Source organism: Thioalkalivibrio sp. ALE28, assembly GCF_000377425.1.
In the GTDB taxonomy this organism is placed as follows: domain Bacteria; phylum Pseudomonadota; class Gammaproteobacteria; order Ectothiorhodospirales; family Ectothiorhodospiraceae; genus Thioalkalivibrio.
Window position 1 is genome coordinate 53801 of the sequence record NZ_KB898098.1, and the last position, 16928, is coordinate 70728.

Consider the following 16928-nt stretch of genomic DNA (forward strand, 5'->3'; position numbering starts at 1 on the left):
TTTTCATCCTGCGGGGGCATGGACACGCCGGGAGAGGCTCGGCATAATAGCGGGCTCGGTTCGGAGTGTAGCTCAGCTTGGTAGAGCACTGCCTTCGGGAGGCAGGGGTCGAAGGTTCGAATCCTTTCACTCCGACCAACCTTCTTCTTTGACCCTGGCTACCCGCCTGTGGCTCGCCGCAAACGGCCCGCCCGGGAGACCGCCAGGACCCGATCACGTTCAGGTTCCGCGGACACGTCCATGACCGCCAGCACCCCGGCCGCTCGCGGCACCCTCTATATCGTTTCCGCACCGTCCGGCGCCGGCAAGACCAGCCTGGTCGCGGCGCTCCTGGAGACGGTGGAGGCCGTGGAGGTCTCGGTCTCGCACACCACGCGCAAGCCGCGCGCCAGCGAGGTGGACGGGCAGCACTACCACTTCGTCTCCGCCGAGACCTTCCTCGGCATGATCGAGGACGGGCAGCTACTGGAACACGCCAAGGTCTTCGACAACTTCTACGGCACCGCGCGCGCCAGCGTCGACGAGCGCCTGGACGCTGGCGTCGACGTGATCCTGGAGATCGACTGGCAGGGCGCGCGCCAGGTGCGCGCGGCGGTACCGGACGCCCACTCCATCTTTATCCTGCCCCCCTCGCGCGACGAGCTGGAGCGCCGCCTGCGCGGCCGTGGCCAGGACGAGGAGGACGTGATCCAGCGCCGCCTGCGCGACGCCGAATCCGACTGCACACATTTCCGCGAGTACGACTACACCGTGGTCAATGCCGATTTCGACGAGGCCGTGCGCGACCTGGCCTGTATCTTCCGCGCCAATCGTCTGCGCACCGTGGAACAGGAGACCCGAGCCGCACCCACGATCGGGAATCTGTTGGCGGCGGCGCCGGGGTCGGCGTAACATGCTAGTGAACTGCGGCTGTGCCGCATGGATTTCAAGAATTTACTGACCGGAGTATCCGATGGCACGCGTTACCGTCGAGGACTGCCTCGAAAATGTCGAAAACCGCTTTCAGCTGGTGCTGATGGCCGCCCGCCGGGCCCGCCACATCGCCCACGGCAAGGAAGCGCGTGTACCCGAGGACAACGACAAGCCCACGGTGATCGCCCTGCGCGAGATCGCCGCCGGCGTAGTCGGTCCGGAGGTGTTCGACGAACACGACGAACGGCCCCAGAACCAGATGCTGGACTTCAGCACCATCCGTCATCTGGAACAGCTGGAAGCCGACGAACGCTAGGCGAGGGTTTTCAATGGCCGCTGGGCAGCCAGCCGCGCCCGGGGCCGTTTCGGCGGCAACGGGTGATTCGACCCGATTCCTGATCAGCGATTTGTGTTCCGAGCTCGAGGCCTATCTCGAGCCGGAAGAGGTCGAGGAGGTCTATCGCGCCTATCTCCTGGGCGCGGAATCCCACGAAGGCCAGACCCGCAAGACCGGCGAACCCTACATCTATCACCCCCTGGCCGTGGCCCGCACCATGGCCGAGATGCGGATGGACCACCAGGCGATCTGCGCCGCCATCCTGCATGACGTGATGGAGGACACCGCTACCAGCAAGGACCGCATCCACGCCGAGTTCGGCGAAGAGGTCGCGGAGCTGGTGGACGGCGTCTCCAAGCTCACCCACCTGCAGTTCCAGTCCAAGGCCGAGGCGCAGGCGGAGAACTTCCGCAAGATGATGCTGGCGATCACCCGCGATATCCGGGTGATCCTGATCAAGCTGGCCGACCGTCTGCACAACATGCGCACCCTGGGCGTGATGCGCCCGGACAAGCGCCGGCGCATCGCCAAGGAAACCCTGGAGATCTACGCCCCCATCGCGCAGCGCCTGGGCATGAACGCCATGCGCCGCGAGCTGGAGGCCCTCGGCTTTTCCGCCAAACACCCGTGGCGCGCGGCCGTACTGGAACGCGCGGTGCACCGTGCCGGCGGCAACCGCCGCGAGCCCATGCGCAAGATCGAGCAGGCGATCTGCTCGCGCATGGAGGCCGCCGGCATCGTCGGGCGCATCTCCGGACGCGAGAAGGGGCTGTACAGCATCTACCGCAAGATGCGCGACAAGCACCACTCGTTCGAGGAGGTGTTCGACGTCTTCGCCATCCGCATCATCGTCGACGACGTGGATACCTGCTACCGCTCCCTGGGCGTGGTGCACAACCTCTACAAGCCGGTACCGGGGCGCTTCAAGGACTACATCGCGATCCCCAAATCCAACGGCTACCAGTCGCTGCATACCATCCTGTTCGGCCCGCAGGGCGTGCCCATCGAGATCCAGATCCGTTCCACCGAGATGGATCGCGTGGCCGAGAGTGGTATCGCCGCGCACTGGCAGTACAAGGCCGGGGGCGAATCCACCCGGACCGCCCAGAGCCGTGCCCGCGAATGGCTGAAGGATGTCCTCGAGATCCAGAACAGCGTGGGCAACTCGATCGAGTTCCTGGAGAACGTGAAGGTCGACCTGTTCCCCGACGAGGTCTACACCTTTACCCCCGGTGGCGACATCATGGTCCTGCCGCGCGACGCGACCCCGATCGACTTCGCCTACGCAGTGCACTCCGACGTCGGCAACCGCTGTGTGGCGGCCAAGATCGACCGTCAGCTGGCGCCGCTGTCGGTGCGCCTGCAAAGCGGCCAGACGGTGGAGATCGTCACCTCCCCCGGCGCGCGCCCCAACCCGGCCTGGTTGTCCTTCGTGGTCACCGGCAAGGCCCGTACCGGCATCCGCCACTGCCTGAAGTCGATGCAGTCCGAGGAGGCCCGCACCCTGGGCGAACGCCTGCTGGAGAAGGCGCTGGAGTCGCTGGACACCAGCCTGCCGCGGATCTCGCCGGCACGCCTGGACCAGATGCTGGACGCGATGCAGCTGAAGGACCTGGACGCACTGCTGGTCGACATCGGCCTGGGCAACCGCATGGCCTCGCTGGTCGCCCGCCAGATGGCCGGCAGGGACGCCCCCGAGCCCGCGGCCGACGAGGCACCCACCACCCTCGCGGTCAGCGGTACCGAGGGCCTGGTGCTGAACTACGCCCGGTGCTGCCACCCGATCCCGGGTGACCCGATCATCGGCCAGCTGAGCGCCGGCCGCGGCCTGGTGGTCCACCGGGAAAACTGCCGCAACGTCCTGCACGAAAGCCGCGACCGCAGCGACCGCACCATCACGCTGGAATGGTCGCACGAGCCATCCCTGCAGTTCACCGCCGCGGTGCGCACCCGCACGGCCAACCGCCGCGGGGCCCTGGCCGACATGGCTGCGGTCATCGCCGACCATGGCTCCAACATCGAGCACATCTCCTTCAACGAGCAGGATGGCCACTCCACCGCGATGACCTTCCTGCTGACCGTGCGCGATCGCCAGCACCTGGCCCAGATCATGCGCGGTCTGCGCCGCCTGCCCGACGTCCTGCGCATCTCGCGCCAGCGCGGCTGACGCCCGAGACCTCGGCCGAACCGTCCGCCCGCGGGCGGGCTTCTTGCAGTTGCCCCCGCCGCGACGGAACATCGGGCCATGATCCTCGACATCCTCAGGCAGACGCTGAGTGTCGCGTTGACGGCGGCGCCCTGGCTGCTGCTGGGCCTGCTCGCGGCCGGCGGCGTCAAGGCACTGATTCCGGAGGCTGCCCTGCAGCGCTGGCTGGGCGGCTCGGGCATTCCCGCCACCGCGCGGGCCGCCGTGGTCGGCGCCCCCCTGCCCCTTTGTTCCTGCGGGGCCATCCCGACCGCGCTGGCCCTGCACCGCGGCGGGGCCGGGCGGGGCCCCACCACCGCCTTCCTGATCGGCACGCCGGGCGTCGGCGTCGACTCGCTCGCCATCAGCTATGCCCTGCTGGGCCCCATGATGGCCGTTGCCCGGGCCCTGGGCGCCATTGTCACGGCCATCACCACAGGCCTGCTGGTGGGCCGCACCCGCGCCGCGACCGAGCGTCCGGACCCACCGCGGGGCGAACCGGACAGCTGCGGCGGATGCTGCGGGACCGCCGACGGCTGCGCCACACCCGAGGCCCCGGAGCGTTTGTCCGCACGTCTGCGCGCGGGCCTCGCCTATGCCTTTGGCGACGTGCTCGACGATATCCGCCTGTGGCTGGTGATCGGCCTGCTGGTCGCCGGCGCCCTGCTCGCCCTGGTCCCGCCGGCCACGCTGGCCGCCTGGGGATCGGGCCTGCCGGCCATGCTCGTAATGGCCGTCATCGGCATCCCCATGTACCTCTGCGCGACCGCCGCAACACCGATCGCCGTGGGCCTGATCGCGGCCGGGGTCTCCCCCGGCACCGTGCTGGTGTTCCTGCTGGCCGCACCGATCACCAGCCTGGCGACCCTGGGCGTGTTTCGCCGCGAACTGGGCACGCCGGCGCTATTGCTCTACCTGACCGGTATCGCGGTCACCACCATCGCGCTGGGGCTCGCCCTGGACGCCGGACTCGCCCACACCGGGGTCGACGTCGCCACGCAGATGGGCACCGCCGGCGAGATGCTGCCCGCCTGGCTCGAGTGGAGCACCCTGGTCATCCTGATCGTCCTGGCCACACCGGTCCTGCGCCGATGGCTGGACCGTCTGATCCCTCACCCACAACCCCGGAGCGCGTGATGTCCAATCGTTCCATCGGACTCGATGGCCCCCTGTATGACTACCTCCTGGAGCACTCGCTGCGCGAGCAGGAGATACTCGCCGAGCTGCGTGCCGAGACCGCGAACCTGCCCGAGGCCAACATGCAGATCGCCCCGGAGCAGGGCCAGTTCATGGCGCTACTGGCGCGGCTCATGGGGGCGCGGCGCTATCTGGAAATCGGGACCTTCACCGGCTACAGCGCGCTGGCCATCGCGCTGGCCCTGCCGGAGGACGGCACGGTCGTTACCCTGGACAAGAGCGCGCAGTGGACCACCACGGCCCGGCGCTACTGGGAACGCGCCGGGGTCAGCGGTCGCATCCGGCTCGAGCTGGGCGAGGCCGGCAACACGCTGCAGGCACTGGAGGCCGAAGGCGAGACCAGCCGCTTCGACCTGGCCTTCATCGACGCGGACAAGACCGGCTACCCCGACTACTTCGAGCACTGCCTGCGCCTGGTCCGTGCCGGCGGCCTGATCCTGGTCGACAACACCTTGTGGCATGGCAGCGTCGCCGACCCGGACGACACGCGCGAAGACACCCGCGCGATCCGCGCCTTCAACGATGCCCTACACCACGACGAACGCATCGACCTCTCGCTGGCCCCCATCGGCGACGGCCTGACCCTCGCCCGCCGCCGCTGAGCAAGACCCGGCTCTGGATTCACCACGGAGGACACAGAGAGCCCGGAGAAGGGACCGGTCAAGGTCAAGGTCAAGGTCAAGGTCAAGGTCAAGGACGATCTACAGGAAGACGTGAAGAGTGGAAGCCGGAATGGGTAGCCCAGGGACCACCAACGCATTGCTCATTCAGAATTTCTTCCCGTCTTCCCATCTTCCTGTAAATCGCTTTTCTGGGCTCGAAGATTGCCAAGGGCCTCGGGAAGCGTTACAGGCAGAGGCCGCTGTCGGCGAGGCCGCGGCGGCAGATGGCCCGGCGTTCCACCGTGCGCACCACCCAGCCCGCCTCCGTCTCGTCCAGCTCCAGCCGGAATTCGTAGGCCTCGACGGCATCATCACGCAGTCCGGTCAGACGGACCTCCGCGCGTTCCGGGCGCGGCTGGTCGATCTCCAGCCCCGCGTAGTCGACGGCCAGGCCGGATTTCCAGCCACTGGCCGCGAACCACTCCATCACCGCGGAACCCGGCATCACCCTCGGCTCAAGCGATGGCACCGCCTGGGCCTCGAAGGCCGTCGGCGCGGGTTCCCATCCTTCGGGCAACACCGCGGACGTGCCGTCATCGCCCGGATCCGGGGTCGACGTGGCGCAACCCGCCAGAAGCAGCGCCAGCACACCCCCTGCAACCTGCCTTCTCCAGTACATCACGTGGACTGCCTCGCAAATCATCCGCTCCCTGGAAACATACCGGAGCGCGAAACGTCCTACCATGAGAGATCAACATCATTGGTCTGCCGCCCCGCGGCACCCCGGAGGACCCGACATGAACCTGCTCGAACTGCGCCCCATCCTGCTCGCCGGGCTGTGCGGCCTGATGCTGGCCGCAAGCCCCCTGTATGCCGCCGATCACGACACCCACGCAGGGGACGAACCCACGGCCAGCGACGAATCGGATGCCGCCATGGAGGACGATGCCACCGCCAGCGAGATGGAGGAACTGCGCGAGTCCTGGGCCGAGACCCGCGAGGAACTCCAGGAGGAAGGCGAGGAGGCCGGCGAGGCCACCAGCTCCCGTACCCGCGAGACCCTGGACGCGATGGACCGCGAGCTGAGCCGCCTGGGCAACAACATCCGCGAGGGCTGGGACGACCTGAGCGACGCCACCCGCGAACGCCGCGAACGGGCCTATGACGGCCTGGTCGAGGAACGGGACCGCCTGGCCGAATGGTCGAGCGAGATGCGCGAGCGCTCCTCCGGCGCCTGGGGCGGGGTGCGCGATGGCGCCCGCGACGCCTGGGGCGGCATCCGTGACGGCTCGCGCAAGGCCTGGGGCTCGGTACGCGACGCCTTCCGCGGGGACGACACGCCGGCCGACGGTGCCGGCGAGCCGGACGTTCAGGACTGATGCCGGACCCGCGTACCCTCCGTGCCGGTTTCGCCGGCGCGGTGCTGCTTCTGTCCGCTGCCACGCTGGCGGGCTGCGACGGCTTCGGCGGGGCCTCCGGCACCCCCAACCACCTCGAACGCACCACCGACCCGGAGATCCTGCAGCGCGGGGAACGGCTCTACCAGGAGCACTGCATCGCCTGCCACGGGGCCCAGCGCGAGGGCGCCGAGAACTGGCGCCAGCGCAACCCGGACGGTACCCTGCCGCCGCCCCCGCTGGATGGCAGCGCCCACACCTGGCACCACCCCTACTGGCAGCTGAAGGACATGATCCGTTATGGCGCCGAGGCGCGCGGCGGCGCCATGCCCAGCTTCGAGGACACCCTGTCGGAGGAGGACGTCGAGGCGATCATCGCCTGGCTGCAGTCACACTGGCCGGACGAGATCTTCGAGGCCTGGAAACGCTACGACCGCAACCACCCCACCCAGGCAGACTGGGAGGAGGCCATGGGCGAACCCTGGGTCACCCATCCCGACGAATGATGCAGCGCGCATGCCGGGGCCCTACAATGCGCACGGAATGGCACGGGACTCGGAGGCGTCTTCCGGATGAGACGCCACCGCGCATACCGGCTGGCAAGGGACGCAGCGCACCATAACGGCCGGGAGTGGCCCATGCAGTACACCCAGACGCGCAGGCCTCGGACGCGCACAATTTGCCTCGCCCACGGGGGGTGCGCGTGAACCGACGCGCGCGCGACTTCGCGACGGATAGCGAACGCGACCGCCTGCAGACCCTGGTCGAGCAGGAACGCGCGGCTCGCCGCCGCGCCGAGGCGCTGGCCGAGACCCGCCTGCAGGACGTCTACGCCAAGCAGCAGCAGATCGAGCTGCTCAACACCATTGCCTCCACCGCGAACCAGTCCGACTCCATCGCGCATGTACTGCGCGCGGCGCTGGCCGCGATCGGACGCTACCTGGACTGGCCGGTGGGGCATGCCTATCTGGCCCGCCAGAACGAGCGCAGTGGCCACAGCCAACTGCACCCCACCGGCATCTGGCATCTCGCATCCGCGGAGCCCTTCACCGCCTTTCGCGACAGCACCGAGAACACGAGCTTCGGCCCCGGCGAGGGGCTGCCCGGCCGGGTGCTGGACCACGGCGAGCCCGCGTGGATCGAGGATCTCGCGGCGGACGACAACTTCCCGCGCGCGCCTCAGGCAACGGCCAGCGGCCTGCACTCCGGCTTCGCCTTCCCGGTCATGGTCGGCCACGAGGTGGCCTGTGTCCTCGAATTTTTCGCCACCGAGCCCACCACCACCGACCCCGACCTGCTCTGGCTGATGTGGCAGATCGGCGTGCAGCTCGGCCGCGTGATCGAGCGCAACCGCCACGAGGAACGCCTGCTCCACAACGCCTCCCACGACCAGCTGACCGGCCTCCCCAACCGGCGCCTGTTCCACGACCGGCTGGCGCACGCGATCGCCCGTGCCACGCGAGAGCCCTTCAACCTGTTCGCGGTGCTGTTCGTGGACATCGACCGCTTCAAGGTCGTCAACGACAGCCTGGGCCATCCGGCCGGCGACGAGCTGCTGGTACGCGTGGGCCAGCGCCTGCTGACCGCGCTGCGCCAGAACGACACGGTCTCGCGCCCCAAGGGGGACGAGACCAACCGCCCGGACGATACCCTTGCGCGGCTGGGTGGCGACGAGTTCACCATCCTGCTGGAGGGCCTGCACGAGCCGGTGGATGCCCTGCGCGTGGCCGAGCGCCTGCAGGCCGTGCTGCACGAGCCGTTCTCCATCGCCGGGCAGGACGTCTACGTCACCGTCAGCATCGGCATCGCGACCCGGCCCTACGGCCAGAGCTGCCCGGTCCAGGGACCCGGCCAGCCAGACGACCCGGCCCGTCCGGCCACACCGGATGACCTGATGCGCGAGGCGGACATGGCGATGTACCGCGCGAAGTCACTCGGCAAGGCCCGGTGCGAGTTCTGCGACCCGGGCATGCAGACGCAGGCCCTGCAAAGCCTGGCGCTGGAGACCGACCTGCGCCTGGCGGTGGAACGCGGCGACTTCCGCGTCCACTTCCAGCCCATCATGTCGCTCGGCGAGGAGCGGATCACCGGCTTCGAGGCCCTGGTACGCTGGGAGCGCAACGGGGAACTGGTGCCGCCCGATCATTTCATCCCGATCGCGGAGGACACCGGGCAGGTGCACCTGATCGACATGCAGGTCCTCTACACTGCCTGCCGCCAGCTGGTGGAGTGGAACGCGGACGGGGCGAGAACGCCCCTGACCATCAGCACCAACCTCTCCGCCCGTCAGCTCACCCGCCCGGAACTCGTGGGGGACGTGCAGACCATCCTGGAAGGCACCGGCGCCCCGGCCGCGCAGGTGCGCCTGGAGATTACCGAGACGGCCACCCTCGGCAACCTGGACGAACTGATCGAGACCCTGCACCGGCTGAAGGCCCTGGGCATCAGCCTGGCGATGGACGACTTCGGCACCGGCTACTCCTCGCTCAGCTACCTGCACCGCCTGCCACTGGATATCCTCAAGATCGACCGCAGCTTCGTGGCCGGCCTGGATCGCGACGAATACAGCCAGCGCCTGGTGCAGACCGTGATCCACATGGCCCGCAATCTCGGGCTCGAGGCCGTGGCCGAGGGCGTGGAAAGCCACACCCACGCCGCCACGCTGCGCGCCCTCGGCTGCTCGCTGGCGCAGGGCTATTACTACTCGCCCCCGGTGGACGCGACACAGGCAACCGCCCTGCTCGGCGGGAAACTGCCGGCCCGGCCCACCCACTGAGCCGGGGCTCCGGGAAACGCGCTCTGCCCGACCCACGCGCGTTCGGTCAGACGGCGCGCGGCAACACCCCGCGCCGGCGTGCCAGCACCTGGCGCACCACCAGCTTTTCCAGTTCCACGATCACGAACACCGCCAGGCCAAAGGCCAGGATGCGCGCCCAGTCGTCCGCGCCGATGGCGGTGGTCCCGAACAGGGTGTGCATTACGGGCACGTAGGTGAACGCCAGCTGCAGCAGCACCAGGACCCCGATGGCCAGCCACATCGCGCGCGAGCGGAACAGCTCGCCGCCCGGCAGCACCGGTTGATGGATCAGACGCAGATTCAGCAGGTAAAAGGCCTGCCCGGCCACCAGGGTATTGATCGCCACGGTACGCGCGACCTCGTCGGCCACCCCGGCCAGGGTCTCCATGTAGACGAAATGCCCGAAGGTCCCGGCCCACAGCAGCAACGCCACGAACGGGATGCGCCAGAGCAGGAACCCGGACAACAGGGGCGTGTCCGGCGCCCGTGGCGGGCGCTGCATAACACCCGGCTCGGCCTTCTCGAAGGCCAGCGCCATGGCCAGGGTCACCGAGGTCACCATGTTGACCCACAGCACCTGCACCGGGGTCAGCGGCAACGCCAGCCCCATCAGGATCGCCATCATGATGGTCAGCGACTGCCCGGCATTGGTCGGCAGCATATGCAGGATGGCCTTGCGGATGTTGTCGTAGACCGTCCGGCCCTCCTCCACCGCATGCGCGATGGAGGCGAAATTGTCGTCCGCCAGGACCATCTCGGAGGCCTCCTTGGCCGCCTCGGTCCCCTTGCCCCCCATGGCCACGCCAACATCCGCCCGCTTCAGCGCCGGGGCATCATTCACCCCGTCGCCGGTCATCGCCACGATACGCCCGCCCTGCTGCAGGGCACGCACCAGGCGCAGCTTGTGTTCCGGCGAGGTCCGCGCAAAGACGTCCGTACGCTCCGCGGCGTCGGCCAGCGCCGCCTCGTCCAGGGCATCCAGCTCGTGACCGGACCGCGCCTCGGCCTCGCGGCCCAGGCCCAGCTGCTCGCCGATCGCCCGGGCGGTCGCCAGGTGGTCGCCGGTGATCATCTTGACGTCGATCCCCGCCGCGCGGCACTCAGCCACCGCGCGGATCGCCTCGTCGCGTGGCGGGTCGATGATCCCCAGCAGGGCGAGCAGGGTAAAACCGCCAGCCTCGACATCATCGAAACGCAGCTCGCCGTGATCGGGTTCGGTGTCGCGCACGGCCACGGCCAGCAGGCGCTGACCGCGGGCCGCCACGGCCTCCATGGCGACGTGCCAGCGCTCGCCATCCAGCGCCTCGCGGGTCTCGCCATCTACCTGCTGCTCGCTGCAAAGCTCCAGCACGCGCTCGGGCGCCCCTTTCAGGAAGATGCGGGCGTGACCGTCGTGGTCGTGGTGCAGGGTCGCCATGTAGCGATGATCCGACTCGAACGGGATCACGTCGGTGCGCGGCAGGCGTTCGCCTTCCAGGCGCGGGTCCAGCCCGGCCTTTTGCGCCAGCGTAATCAGGGCGCCCTCGGTCGGGTCGCCCTCCATCACCCAGTCGCCATCCTTCTGGTAGAGCCGGGCGTCATTGCACAGCAGCCCCGCCCGCAGCACCTCGCGCAACAGCGGGTCCTCGTCCGGGTCCAGACCCCGTTCCTCCTCGGAGAACTGCCCCTGCGGCGCATAGCCCACGCCGCTGACGAGGATCTCCCGGGTGGCCGTGCGCAGCGTCTGCGCCGTCATCTCGTTACGGGTGAGCGTGCCGGTCTTGTCGGAACAGATGGCCGAGACCGACCCCAGGGTCTCGACCGCCGGCAGGCGCCGGATGATCGCATTGCGCCGCGCCATCTTCTGCACCCCGATGGCCAGAGCGATGGTCATGATGGCGGGCAGGCCCTCGGGGATGGTGGACACCGCCAGGCTCGCCGCCGCGAGGAACATCTCGTCCAGCGGATAGCTGCGCACCCAGTAACCGAAGGCGAAGGTCGCCGCCGCGATCACCACGATCACCGCGGCCAGCCAGCGGCCGAACTGTTCCATCTGCCGGACCAACGGCGTCTCCAGCCCCTCGACCTCGCCGAGCATGGTGGAGATGCGTCCGATCTCGGTATGCTCGCCGGTGGCCACGACAACGCCCGCACCGCGGCCAAAGGCCACCAGCGTCCCGGAGAAGGCCATGCCGCGCCGGTCCCCAAGGTCGACCTCCCGTTCCACCGTGGCGGTATCCTTCTCGACCGCCACCGACTCGCCGGTCAGGACCGCCTCTTCCAGGCGCAGGTTCTTGGTCTCGAACAGCCGCAGGTCGGCGGGCACCCGGTCACCGGCCTGCAGGTGCACGATATCGCCGGGCACCAGCTCCTCGGCCGGGATCTCGCGACGCTCGCCTGCGCGCGTTACCACCGCGCGCGGGGACAGCATGCGACGGATGGCATCCAGGGCCTTCTCCGCCTTGCCCTCCTGGACGAACCCGATCAGCGTATTGATCAGGACCACGGCCAGGATCACGCCGGTATCCACCCAGTGCCCGAGCAGCGCCGTCCCCAGCGCCGCGACCAGCAGGATGTAGATCAGTACGTTGTGGAAATGGCGCAGGAAGCGCCGGACGACGCCCGCCCGCTCCGGCGGACGCAACTGATTGGGGCCAAAGTGCGCCAGACGTTCCTCGGCCACGACCGCCGACAGCCCCTCGCGGGCGGAGCCCCAGTGCTCCAGCGCATCATCGGCGGACCGGCTGTGCCAGGCGGGGGTCTCCCGGTTGTCACCCGGATCGGTAGGGTCGGGGGTATCGGTCATGGGCAACGCCCTGCTGTGTCAACGTCGCCCTATCGTCGCCCGGCGCCCGGGGGCCGGCAAGGCCCCGGACGCCGGGCAACCCGCCGGATCAGAACTGCATGCCCACCTTGCCCATCACGCGCATGTTGTCGGCATCGGCGCGACGGCCGTCGAAGCGGTCGCTCTCGGTGAACTGGTAACGCGCCTCCAGCCCCAGAAACCACTGCCGGTCCAGCTGGTACTTCAGGCTGCCACCCAGCTGGGCCGCCCACAGGCCATTGCGGTCGTCATCCAGCTTGGCCCGCACGTAGCCGATGCCGGGACCAAAGCCCAGCGACAGCCGTTCGTTCGGCTCGAACATCCAGTGGCTGTTCACCTCGGCGCTGGTCATCTTGAGCGGGTCGTCGCTGTAACGGCTCACGCTCAGATGATGGCGCAGCACGCCGGTGGCCGGCTGGAACAACTGACAGTTGGCGCCGATCTCGACCCCGTAGGCACCATCGCTGCTGGCATCCGACAGGTCCGGCGAGACCACACCGCCCAGCAGTGCCACGCTGGGCTCCATGCCGCGATCCACCGCGCTGGCCTGGGCCACCGGCATGGCCGCCAGCGCCCCCAGGGCGAACATCACCATCGTCTTACGGTACTGCATCGGGCACCTCCTGATTCGAATGAATAAGAAAACTCTAATGGTAGACCAGCCTGACGCGATCTTCATCACATCAGGCAGGACCCGGCGCTCGAAATGGAATTTTTCCCGGCCCCGGTGCATCCCCTCTGCCGAACCACGATCGCCGGAAGGCTTCGGGGATCCCCGCAAAAATCGAGGGAACCCTCAAGGGCCCGAGGGCTCGAAGGGGTTGAGCCCGCACGTATCCAGCGTGCGTCGTTCGCTCCAACTGGCAACAAGAAGAACCATCCATTCAGAAAGCAAACGGAGGACCTCATGTCCGATCAACCGAATGCGAACCGTCGTAAGTTCCTGCGCCAGGCATCCGCTGCCGTGGCGGCCATCCCGGTCGTCAGCATGGTGGGCATCTCCTCGGCCAAGGCCGATACGAAAGCCGAAGACGGCCATGCCCACAACTACGTGAACGATGCGGCCGACGCCGACCACGCGGACTACTCCGAAGGCGAGAAGTGCAAGAACTGCGCCTTCTGGGGCGGAGGTGATGACCAGTGGGGTCAGTGCTTCCACGCCGACTTCCAGGGCGTTCAAGTGAACGCCGACGGCTGGTGCGACGAATACGTCGGAGCCTGATCCCGGCCCGCATATCCGGTCCGCGCCCGCGGGCCGGATACTCCCTCTCATGTCCCTCCCCGGCCATGGCTTGCATCCCCGCCACACAACCCCGCAAGCTAGACACCTGATTTCGTAGACCGGCTCCGGCGGGCTCCGCCCTGTGGCCGAAAGGAAACTGCGTGTCCGACCCATTGACCCGGCTGACCCGCATCCCCGCCGGTAAGGCACCCGCCAATGCCAGCGGTTGCCACTGATGGATCTCTCGCTCGCCGGATTCACCGTCCTGTACCTGGTCTATGGCCTGGCCTTCTTCTCCCTTGGCGTAGTCGCTTTCGTCCTGCCCCGCGGGGACGGATCCCTGCCGTTCGCCCGACATTTCTGGCTGCTGGGTCTGTTCGGCCTGATCCATGGCGCCTACGAATTCCTCCAGGCCGCGGGCTTGCACTATCCGGCGGCGCGCGACCCGTGGCTCAATGCCACCTGGCAACTGCTGTCCTACCTGCCACTTCTGGAGTTCGGACGCCGCGCCCTGCTCGCGAGTCCATCGCGCCTGCGCCTTGACGCCCTGTGGCTTTATCCGCTGATCGCCGTCGCGGTGCTCCTGCTCGTCGGTATGGCCGAGGACCCGGCGCGCGGGCTGGCCAATGGCGGGCGCTACCTGGTCGGCCTTCCGGGGGCCGTACTGTCCGGCCTGGCGTTCTTGCTTCTGCTGCGGGGGTCCCTCCAGCGCACCGCCGACGCCGACGATCATGCCAGCCAGTACCCGGCCCTGGCCGTCCTCGCCCTGGCCTTCCTCGGGTACGCCCTGATCACGCCGTTTCCGGGCACTGTCGACCCGGCTCTGCCCGAGTGGCTGCCGACCCATGCCGACTTCCTGGAGGCAAGCGGACTACCGGTGCAACTGCTCCGCATGTTCGCCGCCCTCCTCGCCGTCATCGGGATGATGACCCTGACCCGCTCGCTGGGCACCCAACAGGGCGACGACTTGCTGCGGGTACTCGACACCATCGACGGCTTCGTCTATCGCTGCCGCAACAACCCGAACTGGGACGTGATCAACGCCGAGGGCGCCCTGGAGGAGCTCACCGGCTACTCGCGCGAAAGGTTCTTCGCCGAACGCCTCAGCTTCAACGATCTGGTGCACCCTGAAGACCGCGACCGGGTCTGGCGCGAGGTATCCGAGGGATTGCAGCGGACCGGCCAGTACCAGATCCAGTGGCGCCTGATCGGACGCAATGGCGGGGAGCGCTGGGTGTTCGAGCGCGGCGCCGGGATCTTCGACGATCGCGGGCGCCTTAAGTACTTGCAGGGGCATGTTATCGATGCCGACGAACTGGTCACCACCGGCGAGACCCTGCGGGCCCGGACCGACGAACTGGAATCCTTTCGCTCGACCCTGGACCTGACTCTGGACGCGGTCTTCCTGTTCGACGTCGAGACCCTGCGCTTTATCTATGTCAATCAGGGCGCGGTGGACCAGACCGGCATCCCGCGCGAGGAACTGCTCGAACTCCACCCCTATGACATCAAGCCGGACTACCCCGAGCCGCGCTTTCGTCAGCTGATCGAGCCGCTGCGCCGCGGCGAGCGTGACCAGTTCCGCTTCGAGACCAGCCATCGCCATCGCGACGGCTTCGAGGTACCGGTCGAGATCTCCCTGCAACTGGTCGCCCCGCGCGGCGAGACCGCACGCTACGTGGCGATCTCGCACGACATCACCCAGCGCAAGCGCAACGAGGAGGCCCTGCTCCAGGCCCTGTCCGAACTGGAAGCCTCGCGCGACGAGCAAACGCGCCTGCTGGAACTGACCCGGCGGGAGCAGGGGCGCATGGCCGCGCTGCTCTCGGCGATGAGCATCGGCATCCTGTTCGAGGACCGCGAGGGCCGGGTGGAATACGTAAACCCGGCCTTCCGGCGCATGTGGGCCATCGGCAGCGAGGTGGAACTGGTGGGTCGTCCCTCGCGCGAGGTACTGGAACATTCCACCCACCGCTTCGCGCGGCCGGATCACGCCTCGCGCCACGTGCTGCACGTGCTGGATACCCACGAGATCAGCGAACGCTTCGAGGTCGACCTGTACGACGGGCGCATCCTCACCCAGGTCTCCTACCCCGTCCACGACACCGACGAGCGTTCCATCGGTCGACTGTGGCTGTACGAGGACGTGACCCACGAGCGCCAGACCGCCCAGCAACTGGTCTACCTCGCAGAACACGACGCGCTGACCGGCCTGTACAACCGCCATCACTTCCAGAATCGCCTGGAACACGTGATCCACAGCGAGCGGCGGCGCAACGGGCGCTTCGCCCTGCTGTACTTCGATCTCGACGAGTTCAAGACCATCAACGACACCTTCGGCCACCGGGCCGGGGATACCGTGCTGGTGCGCGCCGCCGGCGAGATCGCCGCGCTGGTACGCAGCCAGGACATCTTTGCCCGCCTGGGCGGCGACGAATTCGCGATCCTGGTGGATCGCGAGTCGGAGCAGGAGCCGATCGAACTGGCCGAACGCGTGGGCCGCGCGATCTCGGCGATCCCGTTCCGCTTCCGCGGCCAGAACTACCGGCTCACCGCCAGCATCGGCATCGCCCACTTTCCGGAGCATGGCGACAACGTCGAGGACCTGGTGGCCCACGCCGACACCGCGATGTACCAGGCGAAGGACCTGGGCAAGAACACCTGGGCGGTATTCGACCGCAGCCGCAATACCGCCGAGCACATGCTGGAACGGATGTCCTGGAGCCAGCGCATCGGCACCGCGCTGGAGCAGGGACACTTCGAGCTGCATTACCAGGGGATCTACGCGGTCGGCGATGGCCACCTGCACCACATGGAGGCCCTGGTACGCATGCGCGACCCGGCGTCCCCGGAGGAAATCGCCATGCCCGGCCAGTTCATCCCGATTGCCGAGAAGACCGGGCAGATCCTCGACATCGACCGCTGGGTGATCCGCGAGAGCATCCGCCGACTGGCCGGGGACCCGGCCATCCCCGGGATCGCGATCAACATCTCCGGCCGCAGCTTCGACGAGCCGGGACTGCCGCACTACATCGCCCACCAGCTGGAACAGCAGGGGGTCGAACCGCGACGGCTGATCATCGAACTGACCGAGACCGCGGCGGTCTCCGAGATGCAGGATGCCCAGCGCTTCATCGAGGCGTTGCAGCACACCGGCTGCACCGTCTGTCTGGACGACTTCGGATCCGGGTTCTCCACCTTCGCCTACCTCAAGTACCTGGGCGTGCAGATCCTGAAGATCGACGGCATGTTCGTGCGCGACCTGCCCAACAACCGCGACAATCAGGCCTTCATCCGCGCGATGGTCGACGTCGCCCGGGGCCTCGACAAGCAGACCGTCGCCGAATGCGTGGAAGACGGCCCGACCCTGGAGATGCTGGCCGAACTGGGCGTGGACATGGCCCAGGGCTACCACCTGCACCGCCCGTCACCGGAGCTCCCCACCGCCCGTACATGAACACTCCGATGGGGTGCGC

General features: G+C 68.2%; 13 protein-coding genes and 1 tRNA gene. 11 read left to right on the forward strand and 3 right to left on the reverse strand.

What is annotated here, in order from left to right; all coding sequences use genetic code 11:
- Positions 1–61: 61 nt before the first annotated feature.
- The 6 genes from D105_RS0107360 to D105_RS0107385 all read left to right on the forward strand — a co-directional run bounded on the left by D105_RS0107360 (position 62) and on the right by D105_RS0107385 (position 5233).
- Positions 62–138: transfer RNA gene (locus D105_RS0107360), tRNA-Pro, on the forward strand.
- A 102-nt stretch (positions 139–240) separates the two neighbouring features.
- Positions 241–891: a guanylate kinase gene (gene gmk / locus D105_RS0107365; RefSeq protein ID WP_018867869.1), complete on the forward strand. Its 651-nt coding sequence runs from the start codon at positions 241–243 to the stop codon at positions 889–891.
- 61 nt (positions 892–952) lie between these two features.
- Positions 953–1228 (forward strand): DNA-directed RNA polymerase subunit omega, encoded by a 276-nt coding sequence (gene rpoZ, locus D105_RS0107370; RefSeq protein ID WP_018867870.1) that lies wholly within the window; start codon positions 953–955, stop codon positions 1226–1228.
- A gap of 13 nt (positions 1229–1241) precedes the next feature.
- Positions 1242–3416 carry a bifunctional GTP diphosphokinase/guanosine-3',5'-bis pyrophosphate 3'-pyrophosphohydrolase gene (gene spoT, locus D105_RS0107375; protein ID WP_026280443.1) on the forward strand — a complete coding sequence of 725 codons (2175 nt, stop codon included), beginning with the start codon at positions 1242–1244 and terminating at the stop codon, positions 3414–3416.
- Positions 3417–3494: 78 nt separating this feature from the next.
- Positions 3495–4571 carry an SO_0444 family Cu/Zn efflux transporter gene (locus D105_RS0107380; protein WP_018878026.1) on the forward strand — a complete coding sequence of 359 codons (1077 nt, stop codon included), beginning with the start codon at positions 3495–3497 and terminating at the stop codon, positions 4569–4571.
- Positions 4571–5233, forward strand: coding sequence for an O-methyltransferase (locus D105_RS0107385; protein WP_018878027.1), 663 nt, complete (start codon positions 4571–4573; stop codon positions 5231–5233). Before D105_RS0107380 ends, D105_RS0107385 begins: the two co-directional genes overlap by 1 nt.
- A 244-nt stretch (positions 5234–5477) precedes the next feature.
- On the opposite strand, the gene D105_RS15375 is transcribed toward D105_RS0107385, so the two are convergent.
- Positions 5478–5882, reverse strand: coding sequence for a hypothetical protein (locus D105_RS15375; protein WP_018878028.1), 405 nt, complete (start codon positions 5880–5882; stop codon positions 5478–5480).
- A 148-nt stretch (positions 5883–6030) separates the two neighbouring features.
- On the opposite strand from D105_RS15375, the gene D105_RS0107395 reads away from it, so the two are divergent.
- The 3 genes from D105_RS0107395 to D105_RS0107405 all read left to right on the forward strand — a co-directional run bounded on the left by D105_RS0107395 (position 6031) and on the right by D105_RS0107405 (position 9406).
- Entirely contained in the window at positions 6031–6612 is a 582-nt protein-coding gene (locus tag D105_RS0107395) for a hypothetical protein (protein ID WP_018878029.1), read from the forward strand.
- Positions 6612–7136, forward strand: coding sequence for a cytochrome c (locus D105_RS0107400; protein WP_018878030.1), 525 nt, complete (start codon positions 6612–6614; stop codon positions 7134–7136). Before D105_RS0107395 ends, D105_RS0107400 begins: the two co-directional genes overlap by 1 nt.
- A 191-nt stretch (positions 7137–7327) precedes the next feature.
- Positions 7328–9406, forward strand: coding sequence for a bifunctional diguanylate cyclase/phosphodiesterase (locus tag D105_RS0107405; RefSeq protein ID WP_196801065.1), 2079 nt, complete (start codon positions 7328–7330; stop codon positions 9404–9406).
- Positions 9407–9452: 46 nt separating this feature from the next.
- Here D105_RS0107405 and D105_RS0107410 read toward each other — a convergent pair whose 3' ends face one another.
- Both D105_RS0107410 and D105_RS0107415 read right to left on the reverse strand, forming a co-directional pair.
- The gene (locus D105_RS0107410; RefSeq protein ID WP_018878032.1) at positions 9453–12212 is read right to left on the reverse strand and encodes a cation-transporting P-type ATPase; all 2760 of its coding nucleotides are present in this window, start codon (positions 12210–12212) and stop codon (positions 9453–9455) included.
- An 88-nt stretch (positions 12213–12300) separates the two neighbouring features.
- The gene (locus D105_RS0107415; protein ID WP_018875589.1) at positions 12301–12843 is read right to left on the reverse strand and encodes an outer membrane beta-barrel protein; all 543 of its coding nucleotides are present in this window, start codon (positions 12841–12843) and stop codon (positions 12301–12303) included.
- A gap of 294 nt (positions 12844–13137) precedes the next feature.
- Between D105_RS0107415 and D105_RS0107420 the strand changes: the two genes are divergently transcribed.
- The gene (locus tag D105_RS0107420) at positions 13138–13452 is read left to right on the forward strand and encodes a high-potential iron-sulfur protein (RefSeq protein WP_018867881.1); all 315 of its coding nucleotides are present in this window, start codon (positions 13138–13140) and stop codon (positions 13450–13452) included.
- Positions 13453–13687: 235 nt separating this feature from the next.
- Entirely contained in the window at positions 13688–16909 is a 3222-nt protein-coding gene (locus D105_RS0107425; RefSeq protein WP_018878033.1) for an EAL domain-containing protein, read from the forward strand.
- Positions 16910–16928 lie beyond the last annotated feature (19 nt).

What these genes read in the sequence shown, in the direction of transcription:
- D105_RS0107425 (WP_018878033.1), top strand. Translation starts at nt 13,688, where the DNA reads ATGGATCTCTCGCTCGCCGGATTCACCGTCCTGTACCTGGTCTATGGC.
- D105_RS0107420 (WP_018867881.1), top strand. Translation starts at nt 13,138, where the DNA reads ATGTCCGATCAACCGAATGCGAACCGTCGTAAGTTCCTGCGCCAGGCA.
- D105_RS0107410 (WP_018878032.1), bottom strand. Translation starts at nt 12,212, where the DNA reads ATGACCGATACCCCCGACCCTACCGATCCGGGTGACAACCGGGAGACC.
- D105_RS0107395 (WP_018878029.1), top strand. Translation starts at nt 6,031, where the DNA reads ATGAACCTGCTCGAACTGCGCCCCATCCTGCTCGCCGGGCTGTGCGGC.
- D105_RS0107400 (WP_018878030.1), top strand. Translation starts at nt 6,612, where the DNA reads ATGCCGGACCCGCGTACCCTCCGTGCCGGTTTCGCCGGCGCGGTGCTG.
- D105_RS0107385 (WP_018878027.1), top strand. Translation starts at nt 4,571, where the DNA reads ATGTCCAATCGTTCCATCGGACTCGATGGCCCCCTGTATGACTACCTC.
- D105_RS0107415 (WP_018875589.1), bottom strand. Translation starts at nt 12,843, where the DNA reads ATGCAGTACCGTAAGACGATGGTGATGTTCGCCCTGGGGGCGCTGGCG.
- D105_RS0107380 (WP_018878026.1), top strand. Translation starts at nt 3,495, where the DNA reads ATGATCCTCGACATCCTCAGGCAGACGCTGAGTGTCGCGTTGACGGCG.
- rpoZ (WP_018867870.1), top strand. Translation starts at nt 953, where the DNA reads ATGGCACGCGTTACCGTCGAGGACTGCCTCGAAAATGTCGAAAACCGC.
- gmk (WP_018867869.1), top strand. Translation starts at nt 241, where the DNA reads ATGACCGCCAGCACCCCGGCCGCTCGCGGCACCCTCTATATCGTTTCC.
- spoT (WP_026280443.1), top strand. Translation starts at nt 1,242, where the DNA reads ATGGCCGCTGGGCAGCCAGCCGCGCCCGGGGCCGTTTCGGCGGCAACG.